The 18565-nt window shown below is 70.0% G+C and carries 18 protein-coding genes; 6 read left to right on the forward strand and 12 right to left on the reverse strand.

Annotation, left to right across the window (positions count from 1 at the left end; all coding sequences use genetic code 11):
- Window positions 1-25: 25 nt before the first annotated feature.
- Entirely contained in the window at window positions 26-1870 is a 1845-nt protein-coding gene (gene ilvD / locus ACOCEP_RS02295; RefSeq protein WP_482335514.1) for a dihydroxy-acid dehydratase, read from the forward strand.
- A gap of 111 nt (window positions 1871-1981) precedes the next feature.
- Here ilvD and ACOCEP_RS02300 read toward each other — a convergent pair whose 3' ends face one another.
- The 3 genes from ACOCEP_RS02300 to ACOCEP_RS02310 form a co-directional block, all read right to left on the reverse strand.
- Entirely contained in the window at window positions 1982-2524 is a 543-nt protein-coding gene (locus tag ACOCEP_RS02300) for a DoxX family protein (protein ID WP_482339545.1), read from the reverse strand.
- A 113-nt stretch (window positions 2525-2637) separates the two neighbouring features.
- Window positions 2638-3456 carry a DUF72 domain-containing protein gene (locus ACOCEP_RS02305; protein WP_482339547.1) on the reverse strand — a complete coding sequence of 273 codons (819 nt, stop codon included), beginning with the start codon at window positions 3454-3456 and terminating at the stop codon, window positions 2638-2640.
- Between the two features lie 32 nt (window positions 3457-3488).
- Entirely contained in the window at window positions 3489-4394 is a 906-nt protein-coding gene (locus tag ACOCEP_RS02310; protein WP_482335515.1) for a 2-hydroxyacid dehydrogenase, read from the reverse strand.
- Window positions 4395-4456: 62 nt separating this feature from the next.
- On the opposite strand from ACOCEP_RS02310, the gene ACOCEP_RS02315 reads away from it, so the two are divergent.
- Window positions 4457-5680 carry a PQQ-dependent sugar dehydrogenase gene (locus ACOCEP_RS02315; protein ID WP_482335516.1) on the forward strand — a complete coding sequence of 408 codons (1224 nt, stop codon included), beginning with the start codon at window positions 4457-4459 and terminating at the stop codon, window positions 5678-5680.
- Here ACOCEP_RS02315 and ACOCEP_RS02320 read toward each other — a convergent pair.
- Genes ACOCEP_RS02320 through gatC form a run of 4 tightly spaced genes read right to left on the reverse strand, consistent with a single transcriptional unit; the run spans window position 5677 to window position 9491 of the window.
- Window positions 5677-6183 (reverse strand): hypothetical protein, encoded by a 507-nt coding sequence (locus ACOCEP_RS02320; protein ID WP_482335517.1) that lies wholly within the window; start codon window positions 6181-6183, stop codon window positions 5677-5679. The genes ACOCEP_RS02315 and ACOCEP_RS02320 overlap by 4 nt on opposite strands.
- Window positions 6176-7681, reverse strand: a complete 1506-nt coding sequence (gatB, locus tag ACOCEP_RS02325) for an Asp-tRNA(Asn)/Glu-tRNA(Gln) amidotransferase subunit GatB (protein ID WP_482335518.1) — start codon at window positions 7679-7681, stop codon at window positions 6176-6178. Before gatB ends, ACOCEP_RS02320 begins: the two co-directional genes overlap by 8 nt.
- Window positions 7678-9195, reverse strand: coding sequence for an Asp-tRNA(Asn)/Glu-tRNA(Gln) amidotransferase subunit GatA (gatA, locus tag ACOCEP_RS02330; RefSeq protein ID WP_482335519.1), 1518 nt, complete (start codon window positions 9193-9195; stop codon window positions 7678-7680). The genes gatB and gatA overlap by 4 nt, the downstream gene beginning before the upstream one ends.
- Entirely contained in the window at window positions 9192-9491 is a 300-nt protein-coding gene (gene gatC, locus ACOCEP_RS02335; protein WP_005162012.1) for an Asp-tRNA(Asn)/Glu-tRNA(Gln) amidotransferase subunit GatC, read from the reverse strand. The genes gatA and gatC overlap by 4 nt, the downstream gene beginning before the upstream one ends.
- A gap of 244 nt (window positions 9492-9735) precedes the next feature.
- On the opposite strand from gatC, the gene ACOCEP_RS02340 reads away from it, so the two are divergent.
- On the forward strand, window positions 9736-10389 hold the full coding sequence (locus tag ACOCEP_RS02340; protein WP_378443154.1) for an ACT domain-containing protein: 654 nt from the start codon (window positions 9736-9738) through the stop codon (window positions 10387-10389).
- Window positions 10390-10639: 250 nt separating this feature from the next.
- On the opposite strand, the gene ACOCEP_RS02345 is transcribed toward ACOCEP_RS02340, so the two are convergent.
- The 4 genes from ACOCEP_RS02345 to ACOCEP_RS02360 are packed head-to-tail and all read right to left on the reverse strand — an operon-like array spanning window position 10640 to window position 14806.
- Window positions 10640-10909: a hypothetical protein gene (locus ACOCEP_RS02345; RefSeq protein ID WP_482335520.1), complete on the reverse strand. Its 270-nt coding sequence runs from the start codon at window positions 10907-10909 to the stop codon at window positions 10640-10642.
- 1 nt (window position 10910) lies between these two features.
- Window positions 10911-13043 carry an NAD-dependent DNA ligase LigA gene (gene ligA, locus ACOCEP_RS02350; protein ID WP_482335521.1) on the reverse strand — a complete coding sequence of 711 codons (2133 nt, stop codon included), beginning with the start codon at window positions 13041-13043 and terminating at the stop codon, window positions 10911-10913.
- A gap of 10 nt (window positions 13044-13053) precedes the next feature.
- Window positions 13054-13746, reverse strand: a complete 693-nt coding sequence (locus ACOCEP_RS02355) for a hypothetical protein (RefSeq protein WP_482335522.1) — start codon at window positions 13744-13746, stop codon at window positions 13054-13056.
- Between the two features lie 22 nt (window positions 13747-13768).
- Window positions 13769-14806: a methionine synthase gene (locus tag ACOCEP_RS02360; RefSeq protein ID WP_482335523.1), complete on the reverse strand. Its 1038-nt coding sequence runs from the start codon at window positions 14804-14806 to the stop codon at window positions 13769-13771.
- Between the two features lie 120 nt (window positions 14807-14926).
- On the opposite strand from ACOCEP_RS02360, the gene ACOCEP_RS02365 reads away from it, so the two are divergent.
- The 3 genes from ACOCEP_RS02365 (at window position 14927) to ACOCEP_RS02375 (ending at window position 17392) form a co-directional block, all read left to right on the forward strand.
- Window positions 14927-15736 (forward strand): LURP-one-related family protein, encoded by an 810-nt coding sequence (locus ACOCEP_RS02365; RefSeq protein ID WP_482335524.1) that lies wholly within the window; start codon window positions 14927-14929, stop codon window positions 15734-15736.
- Window positions 15737-15914: 178 nt separating this feature from the next.
- Window positions 15915-16952 (forward strand): MBL fold metallo-hydrolase, encoded by a 1038-nt coding sequence (locus tag ACOCEP_RS02370; RefSeq protein WP_482335525.1) that lies wholly within the window; start codon window positions 15915-15917, stop codon window positions 16950-16952.
- Window positions 16949-17392: a GNAT family N-acetyltransferase gene (locus ACOCEP_RS02375; protein ID WP_482335526.1), complete on the forward strand. Its 444-nt coding sequence runs from the start codon at window positions 16949-16951 to the stop codon at window positions 17390-17392. Before ACOCEP_RS02370 ends, ACOCEP_RS02375 begins: the two co-directional genes overlap by 4 nt.
- Window positions 17393-17468: 76 nt before the next feature.
- Here the strand turns inward: ACOCEP_RS02375 and mnmA are convergent, their stop codons facing one another.
- Complete coding sequence (gene mnmA, locus ACOCEP_RS02380) at window positions 17469-18560, reverse strand: tRNA 2-thiouridine(34) synthase MnmA (protein WP_016336558.1); 1092 nt, start codon at window positions 18558-18560, stop codon at window positions 17469-17471.
- Between the last annotated feature and the right edge of the window lie 5 nt (window positions 18561-18565).

Genomic DNA, 18565 nt, shown 5'->3' on the forward strand with positions numbered 1-18565 from the left:
CTCATCCCGAACCTTGGAGTCAGCCGTGCCTCAACTCCGTTCCCGGACCACCACCCACGGCCGCAACGCGGCGGGCGCCCGCTCGCTCTGGCGCGCCACGGGAATGACCGACAGCGACTTCGGCAAGCCGATCGTCGCCATCGCGAACTCCTACACCCAGTTCGTGCCGGGGCACGTGCACCTCAAGGACCTCGGCGAGATCGTGGCCGGCGCGGTGAAGGAGGCGGGCGGGGTCGCCCGCGAGTTCCACACGATCGCCGTCGACGACGGGATCGCCATGGGGCACAGCGGAATGCTGTACTCGCTGCCCTCGCGCGAGATCATCGCCGATTCCGTCGAGTACATGGTGAACGCGCACCAGGCCGACGCGCTGGTCTGCATCTCCAACTGCGACAAGATCACCCCCGGCATGCTGAACGCCGCCATGCGGCTGAACATCCCGGTCGTGTTCGTCTCGGGTGGGCCGATGGAGGCCGGGAAGGCCGTGGTCGTCGGCGGGGTCGCGCAGGCGCCGACCGACCTGATCACCGCGATCGCGGCTTCGGCCAGCAGCGAGGTCGACGAGGACGGGCTGTCCATTGTGGAGCGCTCGGCCTGCCCGACCTGCGGCTCGTGCTCGGGCATGTTCACCGCGAACTCGATGAACTGCCTCACCGAGGCGCTCGGGCTCTCTCTGCCGGGCAACGGCTCCACCCTCGCCACGCACGCCGCCCGCAAGGCGCTGTTCGAGGACGCCGGGCGCACGGTCGTCGAGCTGTGCAAGCGCTGGTATGAGCAGGACGACGAGTCCGTGCTCCCGCGTTCGATCGCGTCGAAGAAGGCTTTCGAGAACGCGATGGCCCTCGACATGGCGATGGGCGGTTCGACCAACACGGTGCTGCACATCCTCGCCGCCGCGCAGGAGGGCGAGGTCGACTTCACCATCGACGACATCGACGCCATCGGCCGCCGCGTGCCGTGCCTGTCGAAGGTCGCGCCGAACTCGGACTACCACATGGAGGACGTCCACCGCGCCGGCGGAATCCCGGCGATCCTCGGCGAGCTGTACCGCGGCGGCCTGCTGAACACCGACGTCCACTCCGTGCACTCGCCGGACCTGGAGTCGTGGCTGTCCACTTGGGACATCCGGGCGAAGGAGCCGTCGGAGCGCGCGATCGAGCTGTTCCACGCCGCTCCGGGCGGGGTCCGCACCACGGAGGCGTTCTCGACCGAGAACCGTTGGTCCTCTTTGGACACCGACGCCGCCGGCGGCTGCATCCACGACGTCGAGCACGCCTACACCAAGGACGGCGGGCTCGCGATCCTGCGCGGCAACCTCGCCGAGAACGGCGCCGTCATCAAGTCGGCGGGCATCGACGAGGAACTGTGGCATTTCGAGGGCCCGGCCCGGGTGCTGGAAAGCCAGGAGGAGGCGGTCTCGGCCATCCTCAAGAAGGAGATCCAGCCCGGCGAGGTGCTGGTGATCCGCTACGAAGGCCCGGCGGGCGGCCCGGGGATGCAGGAGATGCTGCACCCGACGGCGTTCCTCAAGGGCTCGGGGCTGGGCAAGAAATGCGCGCTGATCACCGACGGCCGGTTCTCCGGCGGCTCGTCGGGCATCTCGGTCGGGCACATCTCGCCCGAGGCCGCCGCCGGTGGAGCGATCGGCCTGGTCCAGAACGGCGACCGGATCCTGCTCGACGTCCACGAGCGCCGTCTCGAACTGCTCGTCGACGAGGACGTCCTCGCCGAGCGGCGCGCGAAAATGGAGGCGAGCGAGCGGCCGTGGCAGCCGGTCTCGCGGGACCGGAAGATCACCGCCGCGCTGCGCGCCTACGCGCGGATGGCGACTTCGGCCGACACCGGCGCCGTCCGGGACCCGAACAAGTAGCGGTCACCCTCCCCCAAATGTCATGAAAGGGTCGTTCAGGACATCTTTTGTCCTGAACGACCCTTTCATGACACTCGCGAAAACCGCACTCAGAGGACTAAATGCGAGCGGTCAGCGGCACAGGACGATCACCACGACCGAGGCCGCCGCCGACAGCAGCAACCCGATCAGCCCGAACGAAAGCGGCCGCTTCCGCCACGGGGTGTTGACGTCCAGCGCGATCCGCCCGGAGCCCGCGAGCAGCACGGTCAGCGAGGCCGCGGCGAGCAGGAGCTCGAACTCGAAGCCCTGCCCCTGCTTCTGGAAGAACCCGCCGCCGAACTTCACGTAGACGATGTTCGCGCAGACGCCGAGCAGCGCGGCGGCACCGATCGGGGTGAACAGCCCCACCAGCACGAGCGCGCCGCCGACCACCTCGCTGATCCCGGTGATCCACGAGAGCAGCGTGGTCTGGCTGGTGTAGCCGAATTCGCCGAGTGCCCTGGCGAAACCGCCGACCCCCGGGCCGCCGAAGGCGCCGAAGAGGTGCTGGAGCCCGTGCGCGCCCATCGTCACGCCGAGCACCACTCGCAGGACGAGCAGACCGAGATCGATCCCGCCCCTGGTCTCCGCCGGGGCCGGGCCGTTGTCGGGCTCGGCCACATCCGAGATCATGCTGGTCTGGTAGTCATCGCTCACGCGCGAAGGGTAGGGGAAACCGGCCCGTCAGGCGACCGAACCGCCGGACTTCCCCGTGTCGAAACGGACATCTCGTGTGACGGGACGGCTCAGAACAGGGTCGCGGGTTCGATCGGTTCGGGCTCGGGCAGCGGGTCGAGGCCGGGTACCAGGGCGCGCACGTCGTCGTGGAAGCGGCGGGCGAGCGCGGGGGCGTCGTCGTTGTCGGGCGTGTGCACGAAGACCGTCGGCGACCGGCCGTCACGCAGCCACCCCGCGACCACCTCGGCCCACGGCGCCCAGCCCCGCGCGGTCTCCTCGGCCGAATCCCGGCCCAGATATCGGACGATCGGCCGGTCGGTGAGCGCCCGCGTCCGCCGCGGCAGCCGGGGTTTCTTGGCCCAGGCGTCCTGCTCGGCCTCGCTGACCGGCGGGCTGGAGAAGAACACCGTGGTGTCGAACGGCACCCACTCGGCGTCCGCGCCGGCGAGAGTCCTCTCCAGCAGCGAGGTCGCTTCGGAGTAGAACGCCGGGTGGCGCACCTCGACGGCACGCCGGAGGCCGACGGGAAGACGGCGCAGGAAGCGGCCCAGGGCATCGGCGTCCGGCGGCCCGAACGAGCCGGGCAGCTGGGTCCACAGGACCGCCCGGTCGCCGAGGGGTTCGACCGCGTCCAGGAACGCCCGCATCTCGGTCTCCACACCGGCGAGACGTTTCTCGTGAGTGACGACCTTGGGCAGCTTGATGACGAACCGGAAGCCGGGGCCGGTCTGCCGCGCCCACGTCTCGACGGTTTCCCTCGCGGGGGTCGCGTAGAAGGTCGTGTTGCCCTCGACCGCGTTGCACCAGCCGGCGTACGCCCGCAGGCGTTCCCCGGCGGGCAGCGACCGCGGGACGAACCGCCCGGCCCACGCCTTGTGCGTCCACATCGCGCAGCCGACCTGAAGATTCGCCACGATGCTCAGTATTCGCCGTGGACCAGGTTCTTCGGCAGCTCCCCACCCAGATAGCGGCTCAGTTCCCGGACCACCACCGCGTAGGCGCGCTGCCGTCGCCCGCTCACGGAGCCCGCGACGTGCGGTGTCAGCAGCAGTCCAGGACAGTCCCACAGCGGGTGCCCGGCGGGTAGCGGCTCCGGGTCGGTCACGTCGAGCGCGGCGCGCAGCCGTCCCGACGTGAGTTCCGCGACGAGCGCTTCGGTGACCACGACGGGGCCCCGCGCGACGTTCACGAGGATCGCGTCGTCCGGCATCGCGGCCAGGAACTCCGCGTCGACCATGCCCCGAGTGTGCTGCGTGAGCGGCACCATGAGCACCGTGACGTCGTGGTCGGGCAGCAGGGCGGGGAGTTCGTCGGTGCCGTGGACACCTTCGCGAGCGTTCGCGCCCACCATCGTGCAGCGCACGTCGAACGTCTCCAGCCGGCGACGCAGATGCCTGCCGAGGTCGCCCGCGCCGATGATGAGGACCCGCTTGCCCTGCAGGGTGTCGGTGGTCCGGCGTTCCCAGTGCTTCCGCCGCAGACCCTCGGTGAAACCGTCGAGACCGCGGTAGATCGCCAGGAGTACCGCGACGACCCATTCGGCCGAACTCCCGCCGTGCGCGCCGCGGCAGGTCGAGAGCAGGACGCCGTCGGGCACCTTGCCGATCCAGTCCTCGGCGCCGGCCGCCAGCAGCTGCACGAGTTTGACGTTCGGCAGTTCGCGCCAGAGTTCGGCGCTGGGCCCGTCACCGGACACGAGGACCTCGGCCTCGGCGGCTTCGGCGGGCACCGGCTCCCCACGGCGGTACACCACCGGGCGCACGCCGTCGATCTCCGAAAGCGCGGCCACTCCCTCTTCGTCGGGCACGAGAACGGTCACTGTCATGATCACCACGGTATCCAGAGGCTCTTACCCGCGGCTCACGTACGCCCACCTAGGCTTGCCCCGTGCGCACCCGGTACCGGCGGAAATGGACCGCGCCGCTGGCCATGCTGGCCTGCGGCGCGTTGATGCTCTCCGGTTGCGCCGAATTCGACAACACCGCCGCCGGGCAGAAGTTCACCCCGGTCAACCCGCCGTCCCCCGAGGTCCCACCCCAGGTCGGGCCCGGCGGTGAGGCGGGCGACCCCGGCCAAGGCCGCGGCAACGGGCGGAACCAGACGCCGACGCCGGTCCCGCCGCCGCAGGGGTGCAAAGACTTCGACAAGGCCGTCATCGCGACCTGCCTGGACACCGTCGCCGCCGTGGCCGCGATCCCCGGCGACGGCACCGCGCCCAGCGCGCTCGCGGGCGAACGCAAGAGCGGCCGGATCATGCTCGCCGTCGCGGAGAAGGACCCGGCCGACTGGGCGACCGTCCCCGTGGACGGCTCGGGCGACGGCGGACTCACCTCGCTCGCCCTCTCCCCGGGCTTCGCCGAAGACCAGCTCGTCTTCGCCTACATCACCACCCCGACCGACAACCGGGTCGTCCGGCTGGCGAAGGGCCAGGCGCCGAAACCGGTGCTGACCGGCATCCCCAAGGGGGCCACCGGCAACCGCGGCGCGATCGGCACCGACGCCAAGGGCGCGCTCCTGGTCGCCACCGGCGACGCGGGCAACCCCGGACTCGCGGCCGATCCGGCGTCGCTGGCCGGGAAGGTGCTGCGCGTCGACACGTCGGGCAAACCGGCGGCCGGCAACCCCACGCCGGGTTCGGCGGTCTTCTCGACCGGTGTGCACTCCCCCGGCGGGATCTGCCGCGACCAGAGCGGCTCCCGCGTCTGGCTGACCGACCGGCTGGCCGACAAGGACGTCCTGTACCGGCTCCGCGGCGGCCAGCCGCTGACCACCCCGGCCTGGAGCTGGACCGACCGGCCCGGCGTGGCGGGCTGCGCGGATTTCGTCGGCGCCACCGGCTACCTCACGATCACGACGTCGATCGCGGGCAACCTGCAGAACCTGCCGGTCACCCCCGACGGCGCGGTGACCGGCAAGCCGAACGTGTTCATGGACGGCAAGGTCGGCAAGCCGCCGAAGACCTTCGGCAGGCTGTCCTCGATGAGCATGGTCAATCCGCAGATCGCGGTCGCCGGGACGGTCAACAAGGACGGCGGCACCCCGGTTTCGAGCGACGACCGCGTCGTCATCATCACGCCGTCGCCCAGCTCCGGCGGGGGCGGCAAGGACTAGCGGCGGGTGCGGGTCTCGGCGCGGAGCAGGCGGACGTCGAAGAACGCCACGACGACCGAACCGACGGCGGCGAGCAGGCCGAGGTAGCGGCCGAGCCCGGTCCCGATCTCGATGCCGGCGGCGGAGAAGATCCCGCGCTGGTCGGCGTCGAACTGCCAGTCGAGGGTGGTCCAGCCGAGCACCATCAGCAGCAGCGCCCCGATGGCCGCCATCAGCCACAGATGCGGCAGGCCCGCGCGGCGGACGGCGTCGACGCGGCCGAACAGCACGACGGCGACCCCGGGCAGCAGCAGGAGGAAGAGCGGCGCCCAGGCGAGGAAACCCGAGTGCCACGCGTCGCGCGTGACGTCGTCGGCGGGCAACGTCGTCAGCACGTCCTCGATCTCCGGGCGCGAGGCGGTCAGCGTCGTCCACGGAAGGAACAAGGCCACCAGCGCGAGCAGCCCGGCCGCGAGGCCGAGCCACTCCCGCCAGGTGACCTTCTTCAAAGCGAGATCAGGCACCGACTCGCTCGACGATCAGTTCGCGCACGCGCTTGGCGTCGGCCTGGCCCTTGGTGGCCTTCATGACCGCGCCCACGATCGCCCCGGCCGCGGCCACCTTGCCGCCGCGGATCTTCTCGGCGACGTCGGGCTGCGCGGCCAGCGCCTCGTCGACCGCCGCGATGAGCGCGGAATCGTCGGAGACGACCTTCAGGCCGCGCTTCTCGACGACCTCGGACGGCGAACCCTCGCCGGCGAGCACGCCCTGCACGACCTCCTTGGCCAGCTTGTTGGTCAGCTCACCGGCGTTGACCAGCGCGATGACCTCGGCCAGCTGCGCCGAGGTGATCGCCAGCTCGGCCAGCTCGATCTCGCGGGAGTTGGCTTCCTGCGCCAGCGTGTTGACCCACCAGCTGCGGGCCTCGTCCGGCGTCGCGCCCGCTTCGACGGTGGCGGCGACCAGATCGACCGCGCCGACGTTGAGCAGGTCGCGCAGCGCCTCGTCGGTCAGGTTCCACTCCCGCTGGATGCGCTTGCGGCGCTCCGAGGGCATCTCCGGCAGCGTCTTGCGCAGCTCCTCGACCCATTCGCGCGACGGCGCGATCGGGACCAGGTCGGGCTCCGGGAAATACCGGTAGTCCTCGGCGGTCTCCTTGGTGCGGCCCGGCGACGTGGTGCCGTCGGCCTCCTGGAAGTGCCGCGTCTCCTGCTTGATGGAGCCGCCCTCGGCGAGGATCGCCGCCTGACGGGTCATCTCGTAGCGCACGGCGCGCTCGACGCTGCGCAGGGAGTTGACGTTCTTGGTCTCGGTGCGCGTGCCGAATTCGGTCGCGTCCTTGGCCATCAGCGAGACGTTCGCGTCGCAGCGCAGGGAACCCTGGTCCATGCGGACGTCGGAGACGTCGAGCGCGCTCAGCAGGTCACGCAGGGCGCTCACGTACGCGCGGGCGACCTCGGGGGCGCGGCCGCCGGTGTGCTCGATCGTCTTGGTGACGATCTCGATCAGCGGCACGCCGGCGCGGTTGTAGTCGAGCAGCGAGTGCTCGGCGCCGTGAATCCGGCCGGTGGCGCCGCCGACGTGCAGCGACTTGCCGGTGTCCTCCTCCATGTGGGCGCGCTCGATCTCGACGCGCACGACCTCGCCGTCGTCCAGCGTCACGTCGAGGTAGCCGTTGAAGGCGATCGGCTCGTCGTACTGCGAGGTCTGGAAGTTCTTCGGCATGTCCGGGTAGAAGTAGTTCTTCCGGGCGAACCGGCACCACTCGGCGATCTCGCAGTTGAGCGCGAGGCCGATGCGGATCGCGCCCTCGACCGCCTTGCCGTTCACGACCGGCAGCGAACCGGGCAGGCCGAGACAGGTCGGGCACACCTTGGTGTTCGGCTCGCCGCCGAACTCGTTGGCGCAGCCGCAGAACATCTTGGTGTTCGTGTTCAGCTCGACGTGCACCTCGAGGCCCAGCACCGGGTCGAACCGCTCGATGACGTCGGCGTAGTCCATGAGTTCCACCACGGCGGTCACTTCTTTCCTCCCAGCTCCGGAACCTCGTGCACCAGCGAGCCCCCGTTGGCGGCGTCGCGCGCGACCTCGTAGGCGGCGCCGACGCGGTACAGCCGGTCGTCGGCCATCGCGGGGGCCATGATCTGCAGGCCGACCGGCAGGCCGTCCTCATGCGACAGTCCACTCGGGACACTCATCGCGGCGTTGCCGGCGAGGTTCGACGGGATGGTGCAGAGGTCCGCCAGGTACATCGCCATCGGGTCGTCGACGCGCTCACCGATCTTGAACGCCGTGGTCGGCGTGGTCGGCGAGACCAGCACGTCCACCTTCTCGTACGCGGCCTCGAAGTCCCGCGTGATGAGCGTGCGGACCTTCTGCGCCGAGCCGTAGTAGGCGTCGTAGTAGCCCGAGGAAAGCGCGTACGTGCCGAGCATGATGCGGCGCTTGACCTCGGGGCCGAAGCCCTTCTCGCGGGTGAGCGACATGACCTCTTCGGCGCTGTGCGCGCCGTCGTCGGACACGCGCAGGCCGTAGCGCATGGCGTCGAACCGGGCCAGGTTCGACGAGCACTCGCTCGGCGCGATCAGGTAGTACGCGGGCAGCGCGTAGGTGAAGTTCGGGCACGAGACCTCGACGACCTCGGCACCGAGCGCGCGCAGCTGCTCGACGGCGGCCTCGAAGGACCGCAACACGCCCGGCTGGTAGCCGTCACCGGCGAATTCCTTCACCACGCCGACACGGACGCCCTTGAGGTCACCGGTCAGGCCCTGGCGGGCCGCGGCGACCACCGGCGGGACCGGCGCGTCGATCGAGGTCGAGTCCATCGGGTCGTACCCGGCGATGACCTCGTGCAGCAGGGCGGCGTCGAGCACCGTCCGCGCGCAGGGACCGGCCTGGTCGAGCGAGGAGGAAAAGGCGACGAGACCGTAGCGGGAGACACCGCCGTACGTCGGCTTCACGCCGACGGTGCCGGTGACCGCGCCGGGCTGGCGGATCGAGCCGCCGGTGTCGGTGCCGATCGCGATCGCGGCCTCGAACGCGGCGATGGACGCCGACGAGCCACCGCCGGAACCGCCCGGGATACGGGCGTGGTCCCACGGGTTGTGCGTCGGGCCGAACGCGGAGTTCTCCGTGGAGGAGCCCATCGCGAACTCGTCCATGTTGGTCTTGCCGAGCACCACGACACCGGCCTCGCGCAGCTTGCGCGTCACGGTGGCGTCGTACGGCGGGAGCCAGTTCTCCAGGGTCTTCGAACCGACCGTGGTCGGGATGCCCTTGGTGGTCAGCACGTCCTTGAGCGCGAGCGGCACCCCGGCGAGCGCCGACTTCGGCGCGTTGCCCCCGGCGACGTCGGCGTCCACCGCGCGGGCCGCGTCGAGCGCGCCCTCGGTGTCGACGTGCAGGAACGCGTGGATGTGGTCGTCGACCTCGGCGATCCGGTCCAGATGGGCCTGTGTGACCTCGACGGCCGAAACCTCGCGGGACTGGATCTTCTCCGCCAGCTCGGCGGCGGTCAGCTTGATGAGTTCGGTCACTGTTCTTCTCCCAGAATCCGCGGCACCCGGAAACGACCCTCTTCGCTGGCCGGCGCGCCGGCCAGCGCCTGCTGCTGGGTCAGCCCCGGTCGGACCGTGTCCTCACGGAACACGTTGGTCAGCGGCACGGCGTGCGACGTGGGCGGGACATCCTCGCCTGCGACCTCGCTCACCTTGGCCACCGAGTCCAGGATCTGGTCGAGCTGGCCTGCGAAGACGTCCAGCTCCTCTTCGGTGACGGCAAGCCTGGCCAGCTTGGCGAGGTGTGCGACCTCGTCGCGGGAAATGTTGGGCACGCGGGTGACTCCCGGGGTGTGCTGTGCGGGTTCTGTCGGAAGCTGCAAGTCTATGGTGGCGGCGTCGGCGGACTCGACTGGGTTATGCCGCGGCCTGCGCTCCCATGTCGGGTAAGGAGTGCCTGGTTCGTTATCCCGCGCCCCGGACGTCGGTCCCCATTACCTCGTCCGGTCTGTCACAATCGGCGCCCGGCGTAGCGCGTTCCACGGCGAGGCTGGGACGCCTGAGGCGAGAGGGGCGCGTGTGTCGTTCCTGATCCGGGTCCAATTACCGGACACCCCGGGGACCCTCGGCGCGGTCGCCACCGCGCTCGGCACCGTCGGCGCCGACATCCTGAGTGTGGACGTGGTCGAACGCGGCGGCGGTGTCGCCGTCGACGACCTCGTCGTCGAAATCCCGTCCGGCAGGCTGCCGGACGCGCTCATCACCGCCGCCGAAAGCGTCGACGGGGTCGAGGTCGACGCCGTCCGCCCGTACGCCGGGGTGCTGGACACCCATCGCGAACTCGAACTGGTCGAGGAGATCGCCGCGAAGCCCGCTTCGGGGCTGGAGATCCTCGCCGAAGGTGTGCCGCGGATCATCCGGGCGGGCTGGGCCGTCGTCGTCGAACACGCCGAGGCGGGCGCGATCCGGCTCGCGTCGTCCAACGCCGCGCCCGAAACGCCGATCACCGACCTGCCGTGGCTACCGCTGGAACGCGCCACCATCCTCGACGCCGAGGAGGCCTGGGTGCCGGAGACGTGGAAGGAACTGGGGACCGAACTCGCGGCGACGCCGCTGGGCAAGCCGGGAAAGGCGCTGCTGGTCGCGCGGCCGGGCGGGCCGAACTTCCGGGCCGCCGAGGTGGCGCGGCTGGCGCACTTCGCGGGGATCGTCGCCGTCGTCCTGGACAGCTGAGCCGCTCACTGGATGTCATGAAAGGGCCGTTCAGGACATTTTTCGTCCTGAACGACCCTTTCATGACGTCCGCGAAGGCTCAGCTCACGAGTCGAAGATCGCCTCGGCTCGAAGTTCGGGCACGACCTCGGCGGTACGCGATCAGGGTCACCCCGGGATGCGGCTCCGGTGCGCCCGCTGCATCGTGACCAGGCTGTACAGCACCACCCGTGCCACCCCGAGTTCCCGACCCCGCGCGACGACCCCCTGGTCAGCGCTTCGCCGAGGGCAGCACGCCGAGCATCCGGAACCCAGCTCGCCCTCGCGGGACAGCTCGGCGAACTCGGGTGCCCGGCAGGGCGATGGTGACCGTGCCGACGAGGGTGCCGTCCGACCAGCAGCTCGGCCGGCTCCGCCCGCTTGGCGGCAGTTCGGTGGCGTAGCCGACGCCGTCGACGAGGGTCTGCTCCGCGGAGTACGCGGCCGGCGTGAGCTCCCCGATCGCCGTCAGCTCCCCGGGGCGGGCGGGCCGGACCTCCAAGTCACGCGCCGGCGCCCTCCTCGGTCGGCAACGCGAGCTCCGCCGCGGCCTCGGGGCCGCTTTCGAGCAGCACGCGGAAGCCGTTCTCGTCGAGCACCGGCACCTTCAGCTGGACGGCCTTGTCGTACTTCGTGCCCGGCGCGTCGCCGACGACGACGAACGCCGTCTTCTTCGACACCGAACCGGCCGCCTTCCCGCCGCGGGCCATGATGAACTCCTTGGCCTCGTCGCGGGAGTAGTCGTTCAGCGAACCGGTGACGACGATGGACAGGCCTTCGAGGTTGCGCGGGATGGACTCGTCGCGCTCCTCCTCCATCCGCACGCCCGCCGCGCGCCATTTCTCGACGATCTCGCGGTGCCAGCCGACCTCGAACCACTCCTTCGCCGCGCGGGCGATGGTCGGGCCGACGCCGTCGACACTGGAGAGCTCCTCCTCCGAGGAGTTCTCGATCCGTTCCAGTGAACCGAATTCCCGCGCGAGCGCCTGCGCCGCCGTCGGGCCGACGTGCCGGATCGACAGGCCGACGATGACCTTCCACAGTGGACGGTCTTTCACCGTCTCCAGGTTGTCCAGCAGCTTGCGCCCGTTGGCCGACAGCTCCCCCGCCTTGGTGCGGAACAACTCCACCTGGAGCAGTTTTTCCTCGTCCAGATCGAAGATGTCGCCCTCGTCGTGCACGACACCGGCGTCCAGGATCGCGACCGCGGCCTCGTAACCGAGCACCTCGATGTCGAACGCGCCCCGGCCGCCCAGGTGGAACAGCCGCTCACGCAACTGCGCCGGGCAGGACCGCGAATTCGGGCAACGGATGTCGATGTCGCCCTCCTTCTGGTACGCCAGCTCGGTGTCGCAGTTGGGACAGCGCAACGGCATCACGAACTCGCGCTCTTCACCGGTGCGCGCGTCGGCGACCGGGCCGAGCACCTCGGGGATGACGTCGCCGGCCTTGCGGATGACGACCTTGTCCCCGATCAGCACGCCCTTGCGTTTGACCTCTTCCTGGTTGTGCAGCGTCGCCATCGCCACCGTGGACCCGGCCACCTTCACCGGCTCCATCACCGCGAACGGGGTGACCCGCCCGGTGCGGCCGACGTTGACCTGGATGTCCAGCAGGGTGGTGATCGCCTCTTCCGGCGGGTACTTGTAGGCGATCGCCCAGCGCGGCGCCCGCGACGTCGTGCCGAGACGGCGTTGCAAGGCGACCTCGTCGACCTTGATGACGACGCCGTCGATCTCGTGCTCGGCGTCGTGCCGGTGTTCGCCCCAGTATTCGATGTGGTCCAGCAGTTCCTTGCCCGAACCGAGCACCTTGCTGTGCGGCGAGACCGGCAGGCCCCACGCGGCGAGCGCGTCGTACGCCTCGGATTGGCGCTTCGGCTCGAAGCCCTCACGTTTGCCGAGACCGTGGCAGATCAGCCGCAGATTGCGCGACTTCGTGATCTTCGGATCCTTCTGCCGCAACGACCCGGCGGCGGTGTTGCGCGGGTTCGCGTACGGATCCTTGCCTGCCTCGACCATCTTCGCGTTCAGCGCCAGGAAATCCTCGACGCGGAAGAACACCTCACCGCGGACCTCGACCAGCGCGGGAACCGGGAACTCGTCCGTCCCGGTCAACCGCTCGGGCACCTGCTCCAGCGTGCGGACGTTGAGCGTGACGTCCTCGCCGGTGCGGCCGTCGCCCCTGGTCAGCGCGCGGGTCAGGCGGCCGTTCTCGTACAGCAGGTTGATCGCGAGCCCGTCGATCTTCAGTTCGGCGAGGTACTTCGTCGCGCCGATCTCCTTCTGGACGCGCTCGACCCACGCCTCGAACTCGCCGGTGTCGAAGACGTTGTCCAGGCTGAGCATGCGTTCGAGGTGGTCGTGCGCGACGAACTCGGTGGAGAACGTGCCGCCGACGTTCTGCGTCGGCGACTCCGGCGTCACCAGCCCGGGGTGCTCGTCTTCGATGGCCTGGAGCTCGTTGAGCAGCTCGTCGAACTGGCCGTCGGACACGATCGGTGAATCGAGCACGTAGTACCGGAACTGATGACCGCGGATCTCCTCCGCCAGCTCGGCATGCCTTTCACGGACGTCGGCGGGTACGTCCGTGACGTCCTGTGCGGGCTCGAGGTTTTCGGGAAGTTCGCTGCTCACGGGGGTAACCCTAGTCGGGGGTACCGACATTTTCGGACAACCTGCCGACCACCTCGCGCAGTTCCAAGAGGGTCAGCCGCCCGTCCTGGGCCTCGGTCACCAGCTCGACCTTGCCGAGGCGTTCGGCCGCGACACGCTCACCCAGCGTGGCGTCCAGCGGCAGGAAGGTCATGGTCGTCCGGGCCTCCGGAGCGAGCTCGCCGATCAGCGGATGGAACACGGTCACGTCCACCCGTCCGGCTGATTCGTCCACCTTCGCGGTCACCCGGACGTCGGCGAGCGCGATCCGCGTCTCACCGAGGTTGACGGTGACCTCACTCGGATCGGGCACCGGCGGCACCGAGTCGTGGTACTCCCAGATGGCGTCCTCCGGCGGCGCCGCGGCCTTCCACGCGTCGGTGTACGGGCGCAGCTCCGGATCCTCCTGGCCGGTCAGCACCAGCGAGTAGATCGCCCGGTGCCCACGATCGAGGGAAAAGTGCAGCCGGGGATGCAGCGCCTCGACGATGGTGCAGAGATCGTGTTCCACCCGATGCGGTTCACGGTCGCCGAGCGCGGCGCTGACCTCGGGCAGGAGCGCGAACCAGGCCTCCCAGAACTTCTCCGCCGCGGCGGCCGCGTCCTCGGGGACCGGCTGCTCCGGCCAGGCGGTGCGGGGGTCGGGGACGTCCTCGGCTTTGCGGGAGCGGCGGAACAAACGCATGACGGGCACGCTACCGCGCCGCTCACCAGCCTTCAGGCGGTTCGGTGAAAGCCTTGCCGGACTCCCGGCTGAGCGTGAGCGCGCGGCGCATCCACTCGGGAGTGGCACCCGCGAGGCCGCACGCCGGGGTCGGGACGACCCGGTCGGCGAGGATCTCGCGGCGGAAACCCAGCCGGTCGACGAGTTTGAACACGGGGCTGACCACGTCACGCAGCTCCACGGGGACACCGGGGTCGCTCGTGGGGACGAGGCCGAGCAGCAGCGTCGTCCCGGAATCCAGCGCCTCGCCGATCTCGTCGAGTTGGGCGGGCGAAGCGCCTTTCAGCAGGGTGAAATCGAACGCGATCGCCTGGACCCCCGCCGCGCGCAGCAACGAGATCGGCGGCTTTTCGGCGCAGCAGTGCACCGCGACCGGCTGACCGGTGACGCGCTCCGCCCCGGAGATCACCGTCGACAGCAGTTCGCGCACCTCCGGTGCGGGCACGGCGGGAACGGTGCCGTAGCCGGACGCGGTCGGGAGGTCTCCGGCGAGCACCGCGGGCAGCGACGGTTCGTCGAACTGGATCACCACCGGTGCGCCGATCCGGGACTTCAGTTCCGCGACGTGCTCCGCCAGTCCGTCGAGCAACGACGCGGCGAAATCGCGCAGCGCGCCCTTGTCGGTGAGGATCCGATGCCCGCGCGGAAGCTCGACGTTCGCGGCGAGCGTCCACGGCCCGGCGACCTGGATCTTGAAGGCGGGCGGCGCGGCCCCCGCCTTTTCCCGCGCTTCCTGGACGGCGTCGAGGTCCCAGCTCATCAGGTCCACGGCGCGGCGGTGGTCGTGCCCCGGACGGGCGGCGACCCGGTAACCGCTCGGCACCACCTCGACCGCGAGGTCGACCAGCAGCGCCGCCGTCCGGCCGATCATGTCGGCCCCGACGCCGCGGGCGGGAAGTTCGGGCATACAGGGGAATTCGGGCAGCTCGCCGAACACGATCGAAGCGGCCTCGACCGGATCGGTACCGGGGAGGGAACCGATCGCGGTGGCCGCGCCACGAGGCCAAGGTCGTTCGTTCACACCCGGATTCTCCCCTTGGTCCGACTGTGCGGGGAGGCGGGGCACGGGAGGACACGGACATTCGACGCAATTGCCGTCGACGAGCCCGAGACGGCACCGAGCGCACTACGCTGACCTGCCATGACGAGCTCTCCACAGCCCGCCGGCTGGTATCCCGACCAGCAGAACCCCCGGATGTACCGGTGGTGGGACGGGCAGGCCTGGACCGCGAACACGCGGCCGTCGCACGACGCCGAGATGATCGAGCTGGACATCGAAGGCGCGCATGACCCGGACAAGATCCGGGCACAGGCGGCGAGGGGCACCCAAGGCCGCGGCAGCGGGGTCGTCGGCGGCGGGACGCTGTTCTCCGAACCCGTGCTGGTGGTCAACCAGCGCGCGAAACTCATCGAGATGTCGAACGAGTTCGGCGTGTTCGACCAGAACGGGAACCGCCTCGGCGGCGTCGTCCAGGTCGGGCAGAGCACGCTGAAGAAGGCCATCCGGCTGCTCACGAACTACGACCAGTTCCTGACCCACCGCTTCGAGATCCGCGACGCGAACCACAGCACCGTGCTGAAGGTGACACGGCCGGCGAAGGTGTTCAAATCCCGGTTCCTGGTGACGAAGGCCGACGACTCCCCGATCGGCGAGATCGTTCAGGAGAACGTCTTCGGCAAGATCCGGCTGGGGTTCGTCGTCGACGGGCGGAAGGTCGGCGGGATCTTCGCGGAGAACTGGCGGGCGTGGAACTTCGTGATCAAGGACGAGGCGGACGTCGAGATCGCGCGGATCACGAAGACCTGGGGCGGTTTCGTGAAGGCCGCGTTCACCACCGCCGACAACTACGTCGTCGAAATCCACCGGCCGCTGCGGGATCCGCTGGCTTCGATGGTGGTCGCCTCGGCGCTGACGATCGACACCGCGCTGAAGCAGGACGACAAGGGCTGACACACCGCGTTTAGTCCTCTGGATGCGGTAGTTGCACGCGCAAGGACCGCATCCAGAGGACTAAACGCGGGCGAGTGACCGGGGTCTCACACTCCTGAAGTGGACACTCGGCTTCCGGCGGCACAAGGTGGAGGGACTGAGGCGGCACGCTGGAGTGCGTCCGGGACGGAGGGTCACCATGGAGCCGTTGCCCGAAGACGGCGAACGGGACTGGGCCGAGCCAGGCGTCTACACGGTTTCGCCGGGGGTCCACCGGATCCCGCTGCCCTTGCCGCACGACGCGTTGCGCGCGGTCAACGTCTACGTCGTCACCGACGGCACACGCCTGGTCCTCGTGGATTCGGGCTGGGCACTGGAGTCCGCGCGCGAGCGGCTTTCGCGCGGGTTGAAGGCGCTTGGCGCCGATCTCGGCGACATCGACGAATTCCTGATCACCCACGTGCATCGCGATCACTACACCCTCGCCGTGGAACTGCGCCGCGAATTCGGCGGCACGCTCGGGCTCGGGAAACGGGAGGAGCCGTCGCTGGTCCGCTCCGGCGACCCGGACCGCTTCCCGATGGAGGCGCAGGTCGGCCTGCTCGAACGCTGTGGCGCGGGGCCGGTCGTCGAGGAACTCGCCAAGGCCTTCGGCGGAGTCCGGCACACCGAGGCGCATCTGTGGGAGCAGCCCGACGAGTGGCTCGTCCCCGGCAAACGCCCGATCGTGCCCGGCCGCGAGTTCGACATCGTCCACACGCCCGGCCACACGGACGGGCATGTCGTCTTCGTCGACGACGAGGCCGGGCTGGTGTTCTCCGGCGACCACGTACTGCCGCACATCACGCCGTCCATCGGCTTCCAGCCGGTACCCACCGAATTGCCGCTGAGCGACTACCTCGACTCCCTGCGGCTGGTCCGCGAGATGCCGGACCGGCGCATGCTCCCCGCGCACGGGCCGGTCACCGGCAGCGTGCACGCCCGCGTCGACGAACTGCTGGAGCACCACCAGGACCGGCTCGAAGTCATGGGCGCCGAGATCACCGCGGAAGTCACGACCGCGTACGAAGTCGCGCTGCGGCTGGGCTGGACGCGCAGGCAGCGCAAACTTCCCGACATGGACCCGTTCAACCAGATGCTCGCCGTCCTCGAGACCGGCTCGCATCTGGATCTGCTGGTGGCTCAAGGGAAACTCACCGCGGCCGAGACCGACGGGGTGCGACACTACGCCTCATGATCATCCGTGAAGCGCGACAGGGGGACGTCGCGGCGATCGTCGGGATGCTCGCCGACGACCAGATCGGCAGCACCCGTGATTCCGCCGACGACCTCACGCCGTACCTGAAGGCCTTCGAGCAGATCGACGCCGATCCGGCGCAGCTGCTGATCGTCGCCGACGACGGCGGGGAGGCCGTCGGCACGCTCCAGCTGTCGATCATCCCCGGCCTGGCCAGGAAAGGCGCGCTTCGCGGGCAGATCGAGGCCGTCCGGGTGCGGGCGAGCCATCGCGGCTCCGGCCTCGGCGGCGAGCTGATGACGTGGGCCATCGACGAATCGCGGCGGCGTGGCTGCGCGCTGGTGCAGCTGACGTCGGACGTGAAACGCGAGGACGCGCACCGGTTCTACGAACGCCTCGGTTTCGAGGCCACGCACACCGGCTTCAAGCTGAAGTTCTAGCCCGCCCCGCGTTTAGTCCTCTAGATGCGGTAGTTGCACGCGCAAGGACCGCATTTAGAGGACGAAACGCGGGCGGTCAGCGGGTTCCGGAGATCTTCGCGCTGCCGAGCACCAGGTCGCCTTCGGCGGCATCGGTGCGGTACAGCACGACGACCTGCCCCGGAGCGACGCCGCGCAGCGGCTCACGGAGCTGGATGGTGACCGAGTCGCCGGAGACCTCCGCGACGGCCTCGACGATCCCGCCGTGCGCGCGCACCTGGACGACGCATTCGGTCGGGCCGTCCAGCGGCCGCTCGCTCGGCCAGATGGGGCGGTCCGCCTCGATCACGTCCACGCCGAGGTCCCGCGCGGAACCGACCTTCACCGTCCCCGAAACCGGCTCCAGCGAAAGCACGTAGCGCGGCCGCCCGTCCGGCGCCGGCGCCTCGATGCCGAGGCCCTTGCGCTGGCCGACGGTGAAACCGTGCACGCCGGTGTGCTCGCCGAGCACGGCGCCGGTCTCGGCGTCGACGAGCTGCCCGGGACGCTGGCCGAGCCGCTTCTCCAGGAAGCTCTTCGTGTCCCCGTCCGGGATGAAGCAGATGTCGTGGCTGTCCGGCTTCTTCGCCACCGACAGGCCCCGGCTCGCGGCCTCGGCGCGCACGTCGGTCTTCCACGAATCACCCAGCGGGAACAGCGAATGCCGCAGCTGCTCCGGGGTGAGCGAAGCCAGCACGTAGGACTGGTCCTTGCCCGTGTCGACGCTGCGCCGCAGCTCCGGCACACCGTCCACAAGGGACAGGCGGGCGTAGTGCCCGGTGGCGACGGCGTCGAAGCCGAGCGCCATCGCCTTGTCCAGCAACGCCTCGAACTTGATCTTCTCGTTGCAGGTGACGCACGGGTTCGGCGTCCGGCCGGCGGCGTACTCGCCGACGAAGGTCTCGATGACCTCTTCGGTGAACCGTTCGGCGAAGTCCCAGATGTAGAACGGGATGCCGAGGATGTCGGCCGCGCGCCGCGCGTCACCGGAGTCCTCGATCGTGCAGCAGCCGCGGGATCCGGTGCGCAGCGTGCCGGGCTTCGCCGACAGCGCCAGGTGCACCCCGACGACCTCGTGCCCGGCGTCCACGGCGCGCGCGGCGGCCACCGCCGAGTCCACTCCCCCGCTCATCGCGGCCAGTACGCGCATCTTCC

The organism is Amycolatopsis sp. CA-211722 (genome assembly GCF_056828465.1).

Coding starts and splice junctions, on each gene's coding strand:
- ACOCEP_RS02370 (WP_482335525.1), top strand. CDS start 15,915: ATGGAGCCGTTGCCCGAAGACGGCGAACGGGACTGGGCCGAGCCAGGC.
- ACOCEP_RS02365 (WP_482335524.1), top strand. CDS start 14,927: ATGACGAGCTCTCCACAGCCCGCCGGCTGGTATCCCGACCAGCAGAAC.
- ACOCEP_RS02300 (WP_482339545.1), bottom strand. CDS start 2,524: ATGATCTCGGATGTGGCCGAGCCCGACAACGGCCCGGCCCCGGCGGAG.
- ACOCEP_RS02310 (WP_482335515.1), bottom strand. CDS start 4,394: ATGACAGTGACCGTTCTCGTGCCCGACGAAGAGGGAGTGGCCGCGCTT.
- ACOCEP_RS02375 (WP_482335526.1), top strand. CDS start 16,949: ATGATCATCCGTGAAGCGCGACAGGGGGACGTCGCGGCGATCGTCGGG.
- ACOCEP_RS02355 (WP_482335522.1), bottom strand. CDS start 13,746: ATGCGTTTGTTCCGCCGCTCCCGCAAAGCCGAGGACGTCCCCGACCCC.
- mnmA (WP_016336558.1), bottom strand. CDS start 18,560: ATGCGCGTACTGGCCGCGATGAGCGGGGGAGTGGACTCGGCGGTGGCC.
- ACOCEP_RS02305 (WP_482339547.1), bottom strand. CDS start 3,456: ATGTGGACGCACAAGGCGTGGGCCGGGCGGTTCGTCCCGCGGTCGCTG.